At 37.6% G+C, this 14,609-nt stretch carries 6 protein-coding genes; 1 reads left to right on the top strand and 5 read right to left on the bottom strand.

Annotated elements, in window-relative coordinates; genetic code table 11:
- Positions 1 to 225: transposase (locus tag B3209_RS09600; RefSeq protein WP_296690564.1), on the top strand; the 225-nt coding region annotated here is incomplete at its 5' end.
- A gap of 380 nt (positions 226 to 605) precedes the next feature.
- Here the strand turns inward: B3209_RS09600 and B3209_RS09595 are convergent.
- The 5 genes from B3209_RS09595 to B3209_RS09575 all read right to left on the bottom strand — a co-directional run bounded on the left by B3209_RS09595 (position 606) and on the right by B3209_RS09575 (position 14,368).
- Positions 606 to 1,811, bottom strand: a complete 1,206-nt coding sequence (locus B3209_RS09595; RefSeq protein ID WP_296690563.1) for an SUMF1/EgtB/PvdO family nonheme iron enzyme — start codon at positions 1,809 to 1,811, stop codon at positions 606 to 608.
- Between the two features lie 745 nt (positions 1,812 to 2,556).
- Positions 2,557 to 4,917 carry a penicillin-binding protein 1C gene (pbpC, locus tag B3209_RS09590; protein WP_296662094.1) on the bottom strand — a complete coding sequence of 787 codons (2,361 nt, stop codon included), beginning with the start codon at positions 4,915 to 4,917 and terminating at the stop codon, positions 2,557 to 2,559.
- Between the two features lie 7 nt (positions 4,918 to 4,924).
- A complete protein-coding gene (locus B3209_RS09585) occupies positions 4,925 to 10,534 on the bottom strand; it encodes an alpha-2-macroglobulin (protein WP_296662095.1) in 5,610 nt (1,869 codons plus the stop codon).
- Positions 10,535 to 10,551: 17 nt separating this feature from the next.
- Positions 10,552 to 11,688, bottom strand: a complete 1,137-nt coding sequence (locus B3209_RS09580; RefSeq protein WP_296662096.1) for a hypothetical protein — start codon at positions 11,686 to 11,688, stop codon at positions 10,552 to 10,554.
- A gap of 13 nt (positions 11,689 to 11,701) precedes the next feature.
- Entirely contained in the window at positions 11,702 to 14,368 is a 2,667-nt protein-coding gene (locus tag B3209_RS09575; protein ID WP_296662097.1) for an FG-GAP repeat domain-containing protein, read from the bottom strand.
- Positions 14,369 to 14,609: the final 241 nt, after the last annotated feature.

Genomic DNA, 14,609 nt, shown 5'->3' with positions numbered 1-14,609 from the left:
CATGCGAATGTCGCCGACTGCAGGATTGCGGAAAAGCTCTGCGAATGTGTTGAGGGGACGGTCTTTGCCGATGCCGGCTATCTGCAGAGGAAAGAAGTTCTGAGGCGCATGGAGGACAAGGGCATAAGGTTTGAGGCGGCGCCAAGAAAGAACATGAACAGGCTTATGAGCAGGTTTGAATGTTATCATATTAAGCGCCGGAGCATCATTGAATCCGACTGGTGAGCCCTGAAAAATAATTTCAGCCTTGAATATCATAAGGCAAGATGCACTGCCGGAATGTTCAGGCATTTCTTCTACAGCATTGTTGCCTACATGCTTAACCGGAACCTGAATTACTATGCTAACTTTTTCAGGCCCCAGTTAGCATGAAAACTCGAATTTCAGGCTATTTAGCCCAAATGTCGAGTTTTGATAAGAACAGTAATTTAAATATCATTCCCGTGCTATACGACACGGGAATCTGTTGGAAATTTTCATTAGATTATCGGGTCAAGCCCGATAATGACATTAAATTATAAAACTCGAAATTAAGGGTATTTATGTCATTATTTAGCTAGAATTTTTCTGCCATTCCCGCACTTGATGCGGGAATCTCGGCGTATTTATTTTACAGTGCGGGCAATCCGGAAACCAAATTTGTCAGTTTTATTAGACGGAGTAAAGCTACTTCTGGCAAAAACAGAAAGACTACCATAGCCACGCCCCACGCGAGTATCAGAAGAAGTTGATGACGGATCTGCAGCAGGTGTGTCGGCTTGTATTGAATAAACGTATACGTCCCAGCACAATTCCCATAAATTTCCGCTCATATCATAAAGCCCAAGCCTGTTAGGTGTTAACTTTCCAACTTCATGTCTAGAATTAAACCAAGCAACTTCAGTATTAGTATTACTTCCAGCATAAGTATAATTCCAGTCAGCAGCACTTTGGTTTCCACCACGGGCTGCAAATTCCCATTCCGCTTCTGTAGGCAGACGGTAGCCGTTTTTATTAAAATCACAAGAAACACTCTGCCAACCTGAACAATCTTGGGTAATAGCACTTAGAGCAATAGACCCATAGGGAACTTCATCACCGTTCTCCTGGATAATTGTATAGCAAGGCTCAAGCCCCATTAATATAGAAAGCCTGTTGCAAAACACAACCGCATGATACCAGCTTATAGTTTCAACAGGGCGCAGTTCTTGAGTTTCACCTGCAGCAAGATTATCAGTTGTATTAGTACTTGGATTTTCTCCCATTACGGCTTCAAAAAGCTCCTGGGTTACTTCGTACTTGCCTATGCTGTAAGGGCTTAAAGTTACCGTGCGTCCGTCAACAAAAACACCGTCGCTTCCGCTTCCTGTGATTGTTGTGGCGGTATCAGTTACAGTTGCAAGGGCTGTTTTTTCAAGCTTGGTTTTATTTATGACTATGCTTCCGTCCTCGGCAACAAAGCAGTTGGAAATTATAAGGGTAAAAGGGCATTCTGTAGTTTTATCAGCTTCAACTTTTATATCTTTGCTTCCAGATGCGATAAGCTCATCATTGTTCGCAGAATCCCGAGCCTCTGCCACAACTGTATATTCTCCGGCTTCAAGCTCCGTGAACTCTATTACCCCCCCCAACGCCGCGTCTTTTTCTATAGTCTCACTTTCGCCAATTACACGCACAACGAACTTGTCGGCATTGTTTTTATCGTAAACGTAGCGTCCGCCCGGCAAGGCAACACGGATTGAGCCGCCCTTTTCAGAGCCGCCACTCATGTTCATGCAGGACGCAGCTACAAATAAAAACGCAAATAAAGCCGGAACAATAAATTTCTTCATAAAAGACCTCCAGTCAAAATGTATACATTTAAAGATTGTCGGATCTCGTCCGACAATGACAAAGTCACGGGACTACCGAGCCAAGCCAGACAATGGCAGTTTTACATTTTCATGCCATTATCAAGCTTAGATTTTTCTGTCATTCCCGCACTTGATTCCTTCTTGTCATTATCGGGCTTGACCCGATAATCTAATTTTTCTTCTTAACAGTAATCTATTTTACATTATACTGAATAAATTCCAAAAAACAACTTTTTGGCAGAAATTTATTGAGAATTTACCTTGAGTAAATACGTTATTTTCCATCGGCAAATAGCTTATTTACCTTAGGAAAATAGGGGATGTCCCAAAAGTATCTTTTCTGTCATTTTCGGGCTTGATCCGAAAATCTAAATGCATATATTGCAATCATTTAGAGATTGTCGTATCAAGTACGACAATGACATTTAGAACTTATTAGACATCCCCTGCCTGAGCCACAAGGCGAAAAGCATTGCAGCTTACATGCTCAGCGACAGCCTAAGTTTTTAACAGTTTTTTTCTGCCCACAGTTGATTTAAAAACTCAAATTTCAGGCTATTTAGAAATGATACACGAATTCCCTTAGAAATGGTGCATGTATTTCTAAAGGAATTCATGAACCATTTCTATAAGACACAACAGTGATGTTCTTAGGAGTATAAGCAGCATCCATTATAGCAATTTGTCATCTTTCATGCTAAAGATGTGATTATAGCACAAATTTTTATTCTCCAGTTCCTACAATAGAAACATATACCACATCTGAACGGCCTTTCTGATCTGTTACTGAAATTTTATAATTTCCGGGATTAGGTGCCCATTCAATGCTTTGCCCCGGTTTTGACCTGCCTATAAATTCTGTACCCATAAACCACATCAGTTCAGAAGTATCCGCATCCGCAGAAGCACACAGCATAATTTTATTTTTGGACTGGTCCTTAAAGCGAAAAACATAATCAGTTCCGCTCATTGGAGAAATAATTTCCGGCGGGAACCCCAGTTTCTTAAAGTCCATTTTATATTCTTCCGGCGGATATTCAGGAGGAACCATTCTAGGAAGTCCAGCCTGCTCAAAAAGATGTTGCAAATCGCTGGGCCAGAATTCCCGAACAACTGATTCAACATAAGGCTTTTCCTCAGGCACTTCATCTGTGCGGTAACCGGTTCTTTTATCAATATTTATTTTGCGGTGAATCCTGCATTTTTCAATAGGAGAAACACCTGGAATGAACCATGCCAACTCCTTATCAGGACAATACGGGCCAGGAAGTCCGCCGCTAACAGAACATACTTCAACCTGTGTGCAGCCATCCGGATTCATTTCCCTGGAAAGTCTTTCTTTTGCCGGTAAGTCTGACAAAACTGAATAGGCAATATTAAAAAGCAAAGGTGCCGCCATAAGTCTTCCAATAAAGGCATTGTTTCCTTCTCCGTCTGCATTTCCAATCCAGACAGCACAAATATAACGGTCAAAAATTCCAACGCTCCAGCAATCCTTAAATCCAATTGAAGTTCCAGTTTTATAAGCAACAGGAATATCCTGAATATCTTTAGGTTTGTTCTGATACGGAGGTGTATTATCCTTAAGCATTTTACGGACAATAAAAGCGCTTTCCCTTGTAAGAAGCCTTTTACCCGGCGCCAGTTTAGGGACAGGAAAGAAATTAATTTCATGCATAATTCCGTTGTTTGCCAGAATTGCATACATTTTAACCAGTTCCAGCATAGAAACTTCACAGCTTCCAAGAACTATTGAAAGGCCGTAATGTTCCTTTTCTTTTATTTCTTTTACACCGGAATCCTTCATAAATTCATAAAGCCCGTAGTCTTTTAACTCCCTGTTCAGTGTAATTGCCGGAATATTACGGCTGTCCGAAAGAGCAAACCAAGCCTGAACCGGTCCCTTAAAAATGCTTCCATAATTATCCGGAGTATATTCATTAAAAGTCTGAGGTGTGTCTTTTAGCATTGTCCTAAAGTGAATCAATCCCTTTTCCAAAGCCAAGGCATAAATAAAAGGCTTTAAAGTTGAACCCGGAGAACGCTTTGAAGTAGTAATATTTACTTGTCCATCGATTGAATTATTGTAGTAATCCGCAGAACCTATATTTGCCAGCAAATCCATGGACTTCCAGTCTAGCAATAGGACTGCGCCGTTTTTAACTCCAAAATGTTTGTTCTGGTTTATGTATGCGTTGAAAATTTCTTCGCATTTATGCTGCAGCTCCAAATTCAAAGTTGTCCGTAATGTTCTTTTTGAAAGAGTTTTTTTTACACCATCCGTAACATTCAGCATTTCTGTAAAATGACGGGCTTCATTGGGAAATTTGCAGACAACTGAAAGCTGCATGTCCATAAAAATTTCCTTGTCAGAATCTTCCGGATGTTTTTCTAGCCATGATGAGAAAAGAATTTTTCGTGCCTGAATAAGTTCTGAAGGCGTCCTTGTTGGTTCTGGAGCGCGCTTTATAGGGTTTTGTGGAAGCACGCAAAGCATCACATTTTCAGAAAAATTCAAGTCTTTTATGCTTTTATTAAAATAATACCAAGCCGCAGTTTCAAAGCCTTCAATGTTTCCGCCGCAGGGAACCATGTTCAGATAGGCTTCAAGAATCTGTGCTTTACTAAAACACATTTCAAGATACAAGGCCTTTTGAATTTGTCTGAGTTTGCCCGAAATGCTTTTTGTATAAATGTGATAGTTTAGTTTTGCCACCTGCATGGTAATTGTAGAAGCACCCATGCGACGAGACTTTTTAATGTAGGTTTCCCAGCCGGCCTTAAAAACAGCCGCAAAATTAACTCCGTGGTGGCTGAAAAAATAGCGGTCTTCCTGCATAAGAATCAATTCAATGAACTGGGGAGAAAAATCACTTAAAGGACGGAAAATCCTATACTGCTCATCAGAGGTAAGAAAAACCTGAAGCAGATGGCCTTTGCAGTCAGAATAAGATCTTGAAAACTCTAAGTTTTTAAGCACATCTCCCTTGCGTTTTTCATAAAATATATTAAAAGCAAAAGAGACTGCTAAAACGAGAAAAAGCAAACCAATTCCCGTAGGAATCAGTTTTCTAGTGAATTTCATTCAGAAATTACCTTGCCTTTTCAATTTTCATTGCAGGAGACGAACTAAGAGCCCTAATCTTTTTGTTATACATATTTTCTGCAAACATAGGAGGAACAACAAAAGTTCCGGAATTTACGGCCTTTGCCTTATAAGCAAAGGTATTTACTTTGTCTGTTACAGTACCGTAAATTACAACCCTGTCTTCCCGAATATCAACATAATCAGGAGTCCAAGAGCCGTTTTCTGAATTACGTATAGACTGAATCTGGGTTTCAAGGCCCGCCGGAGACATAGCAACAAGAGCAACATTTGCAATAACTCCCTTTGTTGAGCGGAACGAAATCTTAACAGTTACAGTATCTCCAACCTTAAAAGAAGAAGCCTTGCTTCCATTTTCTGACAGATACTCACGGGAAACTTCAAGGCCTTCTTTGATTTCCTTTGAAGGGATTTCTTTTTCAAAACCAGCCTGAATTGTTCCATAGAACATTGGCATTGATTTGTCAGAAGTGAACTTTATTTTTTCAGTCTTATCAGAAAAGCTTCCCTTAAGAACAGCATCGCCTTTTAACTCAAGCTCAGTCTGTTCTTCTCCGGTAACTGCCAGGGCCTTGTAAACTTCCGACTTGTCTGTATAAGCGTAACTTTCAAAGGCACGGACTGCGGCAGCCGCTGAACTTGTACTGTAGTAAGAATAATCCAGATAGTTGCAAAGCTCTTCAACCTCATTTGCCTTAATATCACTGATTCTTGACGGAAAGTAAGAAGCAATGATGTCTATGTAAGTCGAAATATAATGAAGTCCATTCTGGAAAATCCATGAAGAGTCAAATGTCTTTTTGTTTTTTACTTTCTGAAGAATAGCATTAGCTTTTTTATCCTGCTTTAACATTGAGTAAGAAGCAGCAAGGTAAAGGCCTTCGTAGTCCGTTGCAGAGAAATTCTTACGGTTCATGTCTTCTTCCAATTTCTCAATATAAGAAGTTGTTACAATGCTGTTTTTTGTAAGAATGTAGATTGCATAAGAACGATGGTATATTCCACTTGACGAGTCATCGTTCTTTTCGGCAATGCCTTTTACTGCACTTAAAACTTGGTTCATCATATTCACAGGAACATAGAAACCATTGTTCTGAGCATCAGTTAAGAATTCTGCACAGTATAGTGTAATAAATGGATTTACAGGGCTCTTGCTCGTCCAGTAACCAATGTTTCCGTCAGACTTCATGCGAGACTGAATAATGCCAATAGTGTCAGAGACTATTTTTTCAGCATCAGCATGAGTTTTACCGCCAGCTTTTACAAAGTCTTCATATAAATATGGATACGCCTTGCTTGTTATCTGCTCTGCACAGCCGTAAGGGTATTTTTCAAGGAAGAATTTCAGGCCATCCAGGAATGTAGTTGGCACATTTGAAACCGCCGCATCACGAGTTGCAAATTCTTCATAAAGCCTATGATTTACATCTACTTCTGCAGATGTTTTTTTAGTAGAACCCGCACTAATCCAAACCTGATATGGCATAGAAGGGCGAACACTCAAAGTAGAAGAAATTGTGCAGGATTCACTCGCGTCAGTTGCAGTAAACTTGAGTTCAGAAGCACCAATAACATTCTTTGCCTTAACCTTAAATTCAGCAACTGCATCTTTTCCTTCTTCAATTGAAAGAGCCGCAGAAGACTCTCCAATGATTTCTAGATTAGAAGCTGGAATAGCCTTAAGAAGAATATTATTCTTTCCGCTGCCCTTATGATTATTTGTTACAGTTACAGAAACATCAAATTCATCGCCAGGAGCTGCAGCAAGCGGAGCATTAGGCACAATAATAATAGGATTTCTTGCAATTGTAGAAACATGAGCCACACCAATTTTATCCTTGGAAACAGAAACCGCCATAACTCTAAGGCTTCCGTTAAAGTAATCCGGAACATGATATTTTACACTGCGGCTTTCAGGACCTGTTTCAATAATTCCAGACCAGTATGCAACAGAAGCATTCTGGCGCCGCTTAAACGGATTGAGGTTCTTTGCAAGCATTTCCATTTCTGCACCACCACCAGTTGCAGAAAGAGTTTTTAGAACATTGTATTCTGGCAAAATCAAATCCAAAATCTGGGAAGTCCTTACTTCAAGAGCCCGTTTCTTAAAGAAATAAGCGAGCGGATTTGGTGTAGAATATTTTGCCACCTGAAGAATTCCTTCATCAATTGCAAAAATTGCAATCTTTCCAGAATCAGAAGAAGAATAGCTGATTGTAAGGTCGGAGCCAGATTTAATTTCATCCGGAACTTTAAGAGTAATATTGTTTGTGCGTTTTCCCCTGCCAACAGAGAATGGAATTGCGCCATAACAGAAAGGACTCATAAAAATTTCATTAGACGCAGAATCCCTAGTAAACATTACGTTAATATATCCGTTTCCTTCAAGCTCTTCTGGAATACGAATATGCTGAACAGAAGAAAGCTCATTTGTCTTGAACCACTTGTAGGTATATACGTGGTCCCGTTCAATAGTAATAAGACCAGTTCCTGCATAAGGGGCCTTAATGAAGATTTCCGCAGTTGAACCAGGATTTAAATCCCCTGACTGAAGCTTAAGTTCCAGCTCTGCAGTTCTAGTAAGACTACGGGAAACATTTTTATCACCAACGATTGTGTAATTAATCGTATTGAAAATTAATCCATCTTTATCTGCAAGAGTAAGTTTAAATTCACCGGCAGCATCAGAAGGAACAATAAAATCAGTGCCATTTTTACTGATTGAAATCTGCTTTTCATTTACAGGATAAGATTTTTTTACCGACTGATATTTATAAAGCCCGTTCGACTGTTTTACAAGAGTTGAAATATAGCGTATTTCTTCTATTTTAAGAGTTACACCTTCAAGATCAATCTTGTTAAGCTTCTGGTCAATTGCAATAAATGAAAGATTACGTACAGAATTTGAATTAATGTAGCCCAAAGAACCGTCTGCTTTATAACCAATCAAATATTTTAAAGGCGAAACATAAAGGGAAGCCTGGCTGGAAACACTTCTTCCGCTGCCCTTTTCATATCCTTCTGCATAAAACTGAAGTCTATAAGTTGCCTTTTCAAACTTAGACAAGTTCAAGTCAAATTCAGCTTTTCCTGCATCGTCAGTTTGTTTTGTTCCAAGGAATTCATCAAAAGATTTTCCCTTGTAGAAAGGATCTGCAAAGTAGTAATCAGAATACCTGTATAAAACAGGGAATCCAGGGGTAAGGAACATCTGGCCTTTAATGTCATTTCCGGCAGCAGGAGTTCCAAAAAGGTTTTTAAGAGAAACAGTACCTTTAAGTTGACTAGGATTAATCCAGCCATTTTCCGGCAATGGATCAAAGCCAGCAGAAATAGACAGAGTATCAGGAAGAAATTCTTCTAGCTTAATAGTTTCAGAAGCAAGGTATTCACGTTCTACTCGGTTTTTATATTCTTTTAAAAGATAAAGATTTACAGTGTAATTTCCAGTTGGAGAATAATCCTGTGTAGGAAAATCGATTTCTTCAAATCCGGCGGAAGAAAGCTGAAGTTTTTTATTAAATACTACAGAACCATTTGAGTCGGTAACTTCTGCCTCAATAGGAGTTCCACGCAAATCAATATTCCAGTTACCTGCTTTGGCAATCAAAGCAATATGGGCCGTTTCTCCCGGACGGTACATTCCGCGGTCACTGAACATATAGGCAGTAATTCTGTCAGGCTGGGAAGCTCCGTACTCACCGCCAACATCGTAGTTTGAATAATCCAAGCTTCTTCCGTTTTCTGAATATGGCATAAAAGAAAGGTCGTTTGCCGTTTCTACAACATAAGCAGTAGGACGATGCTCACCGGAATAATTTGAAATTGCAGGAAGTTTTGCATGGCCGCTTGAATCAGTTGTTGTTGCGGCAACAACATTTCCATTCAGACCTACAACTTTTACAGTAGCATAAGAAACAGGATTTCCATTAGAAATCGACTGAACAAATACATCTCGCGTTCCGTCAGTATTTTTCTTAATAATAAAACCTAGGTCAGTAACAAGAATCAAGCGCTTGTCTGATTTTCCTGAATAGTAGGAATCTCGGCCAAGACTATTTTCATTTTCTGCAACCTGAAAAAGGAAAAGGCCATTCTTCAGATTCTTTGAAGCATTTGCGCGAAGTTTATCAGAAAAATCATAAGAGAAATAAGAAATTTCAGAAATTGAATAATCCGGAATCCAATAACTAGAAGTTTCTGATTCTGCAATATTGTTTTCGTTAAAAGAATAATGTTCAAAGTGGAAATTCTTCATATCTCCATTGGACATTGAAACAAGATGATTTACATCTTTTGGCATAATGCGGGAAAGACGGTAATAAACTTTCTTAATTCCTCGGGAATACAAAGCCATTTTGCGACTGCCGGAAAGAGAAAGAATTGTACCTTCTGACATAATCGAAAGCTCCTTTGGATATTCAGGAACTTTTATTATTGTTTCATAAGAATTAGTTTCGTTATAAAAACGAAGCTTATATCCGCCAAAAAAGTTTATGCCGCCTTCTATTTTTACATAAAGATAACGGCCTGGAGTTGCTTTATAACCAAAACTGTTTAAGTCTGCAGCAGGCTCTGCTGTTGGAACAGGTGAAAGTTCAATTTTTTTAGAAATCTTAAGAATTTTATCAGTAACATAATTAGTAGACCAAAAGGCATCTTCTGCTACATCCCAACCTTCCATTTCAGGACGATCTTTTGGAAGTTCAAAAACACTTATGCAAGAAGCAAGCTCGTCAACAGCAACAGAACCTTTTGTTTCAATAACAAGCATTTGGTCATAATTCTGATTTTGATTTTTTACAAGAGAAGTATCAACTGACTCGATTTTTACAAAGTCACTCATTCCTGGAACAGATACAGTTTTTGTTTCCTCATCCGAAGATTTTCCACCAACCTGCGCTTCAATTCCTTTGCCCATTTTTACTTTAAGAGCAGACGTATACGGAGGAATTGGAAGAAGATCAGAAACAAGATATGCTTCTGAAGCAGATTTATTATAACTAAGTTTAAAAGGAACGTTTTCAACCTTAATTGATTTTCCATTAGCATCATAATAATCAAGGCTCATAGTTACACAACCGGCAACTGACTCTTTTACCATTGGATGAGAAGCATAAATTGTTGCTGTTACCCGCTTTTCCTTTGGGTTTTCTGGATTAATATAGAATTCGGCATCTTCAAGGCTTACAACAAAATTTTCAGTTTTAAAACTAAAGTCTGATTTTACATTAACATCCTCAGAGAAAATTGCTGACGGCATAGAAACCTTGTATCGCGTTCCCAGAAGCCAATTTTCATGCGGTATAAATCGTAATTGGGAATCATTAACCCAAACCCATTTACCTGCAATTTGCGGTGTAATAGTAATCTGAGATGAAGGCTCAGAACCAGCTTCGGTCAGTTTTGAAACAGAACCATCAAAATTCACACAAAGAGTATCCGGCTGCCCATTTTCATCAAGGCGTGTGGATGGGTTGTAAACACTATAATTTACAGAAACTGCACTGCTCTTTTTACGGCAGGAAAATGCAGAAACAGAAAACAAACAGATTGCTGAAGCAATTAGAATTTTATAAACCTTGGCAAATTTCATAGATTTTCTCCAATAATTCATTTTACGTTTTTCAAATAAGAAAGATAGTCAAGGACAACGACTTCTGTGTCTGGAAAAAAATTCTTTCCGTCTGGAAGATTCATAATTTCATTTTCTACAAGTCCAAGAACAGCATCAAAATCAGGGTTACTGATTTCCACATCAGCAACTGGAGATTTAGCCGCCGGATTTTTTTTATACCGGTTTGAATATTTCACAGCAAGCTTTGGATTCCCTCGGTTCATAACATAAAGATTCCACAAAAATCTTGCGCAAGTAATTCTTTTAATAGCTTCGGAATTTAAAATTTCAGCAGAAAGCCCCTGCTCATCTGTTGGATCTGTTGCAGGGTTAAACATGCCTGCTTCCGCAACTTTTTCTGTAAGACGGGAAGCAGAAAGCTTTGTTCCAGTTGTAAAATCATTCAGCAAACCAGTTTTTTCATAAGCCAGCTGAACCATTGTTTCTTTAGTCAGCTTAGAGGCTAGATTTTGTTCAGAAGAAAGAACCGAACTGTTTTCCACATCAATTCCGGAATTGTAAAGAATCCATACCTTATCACGAAAGTTTTTGTATACAGCCCGATAATTACTGCGGCCCTGATTATCAAATTCAATAAACGCTTCATCAATAAAAGCTATTGATTTGTCGTACTGTTTTTTTGAATATAAAAGTTTTCCTTTTTCCAAAAGAAGGATTGAATTGTTTGGGTCAAAAGAAAGTATTTCGTCTATTTTCTGAATTGAGGTGTCAATATTTTTTTCAAGTTTTGAGCCAAGAAGAAGAACATAATCATCGCCGCCCTTAATCGCTTTTGAATCCCGGTAACATTCAGCCGCCTTAGATTTTTTTCCTTCCATAAGATAAAGTATTCCGTCAATGGATGTAATGTGAGCTTCTATTATTGGCTCAACATGGCTTTTAGAAAGCTGGGCATATACATCCTGATGAAAACTGTCCAACTGATTCTGATCAAATTTTCCAGTCATAAGATAATTTGCATCAATAAGAATAAACCTGTCTTCGTAAACAGAAATTTCTTCCATCAGTTCTTTGTTTAGATTAGTTGTCTGAAACACATCCTGCTGCAAAGTAGTTACACAAGAAGAAAAAAGAAAGCCAAAAGCAGATAAAAGTACAAGGATTTTCTTCATTTAAATTCTCCAATTAGTTAATTTTCCAAGCGTTTAATTTATTGTCAATTGAAAGTGAAAGAATGTCGGTTTTTTTGTCGCCGTTTAAATCCATAAAGAACGGAATACCGTAACCTGTAACTGGGAATGCATTTAAGAATTCAAGGTCTGATGTAAAACCATAAATCGCATTTGAATCGCCGCAAATAAAGATTTCATCTTTTTTATCGCTGTTATAGTCGCAAACTGTAATGTAACCTGATTTTGCAGAAAGACTTGGCAGCTTGATTTTTGTTACAGAGCCATCCAGCATGACTTTATAAATTGTTCCATTTTCAGAAACTGCAATCAATGAATCATTTACATATTTTACATTTTGATAGAAGATATCTTCGAGATTAAGCGGAAGAGCATTGGCAAGCACACCATTTGAATCCCAAACATAAAGTTCTCCGGCCTGAGAAACAAAAGCAACAAAAGTCTGATTATTATTTTCAAAAATACAAGGTGAGCCAAAACCAATTCCATCAACAGGAATTTCCAAAAGAGAAATCTCCAAAGGATTCTTTGCTTTTATAGTAAGCAGATTGACTGAACCTGCAAAGCCTTTTTTATAAATAGCAATTTTATCACCGTAAACAGCAGGTGCATTTTTTATCTGATATGAATCTTCAAAAGCGTATTCAAAAGTCTGGCCATCAGATTTAACAAAGTGAAGCAAATCATCATCGCCAACAATTACTAGCAAATCCTCAAAAACCACAGGACGACAGCCTGGTCTTATTCCCGTCATAATTGGGAAACTTTCTACTTCATCAAGGCTTTGATTTAAAAGATAAACGAGACCATCTTTTGTTACAGCCCAGAATTCTCCTCCGTTCTTCTTAAAAGTAACTTTGGAAGCAGGCACTAGATACTCAAGACCTGCTATTTCTTTTTCAGCAACTTCAAGGCTTGCAGCATTAAATGTCTTAATCAATCCAGGATTCTGGTACCAGTAAATAAGACGATTTTTTGGATTCTCAGATTTGTAAAGAACAGGAACGGAATTACCTTTAAGCTGAATAGGAAACCCTTGAACAGACTGAGTTTGCCTTTTTTCGCTGTAAATTGAATTCAGGCGAGCAGAAATAACATTGTCTTTTGTAGAAATATCAAGTTTTCCAATATTGTAAAGCTGAAGAATTTTATTAAACAGCGAGTTTCCTTTTACAAAAAATGGAACACTTTGCTCAAGGTTGTAGTACAGACTTACAGAAGCAGGAGAAATTGAATTTCCATTCACCTTTCTCCATGTATCATCTTTATCAAGCCTCACCCCATTTTTGAGAGCGGCATTTATGGAAGCAAGATTTTCAGGTGATTGTGAAAAATAAATAAAATTATCCTTTACCATATAATAAGGTTTGGGAAGAGTAATATTCATAGCATTCAGCAAAGAAACAACAAAGTTAGGAAATTCAATACGCGGCAAACGGACTCCATCCAAAAGAAGGCTAGTATCTGACCGCAATATAATAGAAGAAATTAGTATATCAAAAACTTTCTGCCGCTTTTCTTCATCCTCAATTTTAAGAACAAAAACAGGATTTGATTTTCCTTCAAGGCCAAGGACAGCATATTCATCAGAAGTCCATGAAAAAAGAATATTTTCCAAAGAATCTTTGAAAAAAGTTTTTGAAAGGGCATTTGCATCATTCCACTTTCTTTTTATATTTATATTTCCTTCATCCAGAACTTCAAAAGCCACATCTTTTATTTCAGAAAGTTTTCCAAGGTTAATCAAAGTATAATACTGAACTGCTCCAGGAAGCTTTGGCAAAAGTTCAGGAATATCAGATTTGCGTTCAATCAAGTCAAGAACTGCATTTGATTTTTCGCTGCTTTTTTCAAAAGGAAGCTTTATTTCAACATTAATATTTTCATCAGAAATACCAAATTCAATTTTGCTTAGCTCATTTTCTGAAAGAGAATCTGCAACAAAATTAATATATGGATTTTTCTTTCCAATCAGTTTTAAAAGATTCCGTCCATTTGCAACAATTCTAAAAGGCTGAGCAAGGCGATTCTTCATGATTTTTAATTCATCGCCGCTGTAATCGGCTGTATTTTTTAACGAAATAGCCTTTTCAAAGTAAACTGGGCTTTCAGAAACAATCACAAGGTTTTTATGGATTTTTGCATAGTATGACTTTTCGCCTTTTTTATATTCAAAATAAGAATGGCCTGATTCATTAATATAATAAAGATTTTCTACCGGATGAAATTTAGCAAAAAGCGGAGCTAGACGTGAAATTCCAGAAAGAAAACCCATATCAACAATTGCAACAAAATTGCTTCCGTCATACATAGCGACATCAATCCTACGGGAAAAAGCTAATTTTACAAAAGCATTTTTACGCAAGTCTGATTCGCGGATTGAATAAAAAATCTGTCGGGCATTAGAAAAACTAGGCTCAGCAAGAACAACATCCATAGCCTTTAAATCAACTAAAGGTTCAACGGCATCATAAAAAGAATCTGTTCTTATATAAACTGAATAATTATTAGGAAGCGCATTTACAGTAGAAGTCCGGTCCAGTCCGCAAAAAAGCATCCAGGCAAAAACCAGACCAACTAATCCACAGAAAATCCAAAGTATTGAAAAAAATATTCTAAACAAAAAAGGTTTATTTTTTGAACTGCTCATATTATTTCCCATTTTTTAACTATATAAAAACCGTAATTGAAAATGCATTAAAAAACATTGAACTTTCAGATGCTCATGTTAATGTTGAGAATGGATGCTGGACAGAACATTGAAAACATTGCAAATCAATCATCAATTATATTACAATATCGCTCTTAAGTTTTCAATTGCATAATTAATTAGCCTGAAATTCTAATTTATAAACCAACTGTGGATTGAAAAACTTTGAAAGGAAAACTTTATCCTTTGCAAT

The organism is Treponema sp. UBA6852 (genome assembly GCA_002449305.1).
Lineage (GTDB): Bacteria > Spirochaetota > Spirochaetia > Treponematales > Treponemataceae > Treponema_D.
Note: the sequence above shows the minus strand (reverse complement) of the source record. Positions and strands in the feature narration are given on the sequence as shown.

Excerpts from the sequence above, each read along its gene's own strand:
- B3209_RS09595 (WP_296690563.1), bottom strand. The coding sequence starts at position 1,811 with ATGAAGAAATTTATTGTTCCGGCTTTATTTGCGTTTTTATTTGTAGCT.
- pbpC (WP_296662094.1), bottom strand. The coding sequence starts at position 4,917 with ATGAAATTCACTAGAAAACTGATTCCTACGGGAATTGGTTTGCTTTTT.
- B3209_RS09585 (WP_296662095.1), bottom strand. The coding sequence starts at position 10,534 with ATGAAATTTGCCAAGGTTTATAAAATTCTAATTGCTTCAGCAATCTGT.
- B3209_RS09580 (WP_296662096.1), bottom strand. The coding sequence starts at position 11,688 with ATGAAGAAAATCCTTGTACTTTTATCTGCTTTTGGCTTTCTTTTTTCT.
- B3209_RS09575 (WP_296662097.1), bottom strand. The coding sequence starts at position 14,368 with ATGGGAAATAATATGAGCAGTTCAAAAAATAAACCTTTTTTGTTTAGA.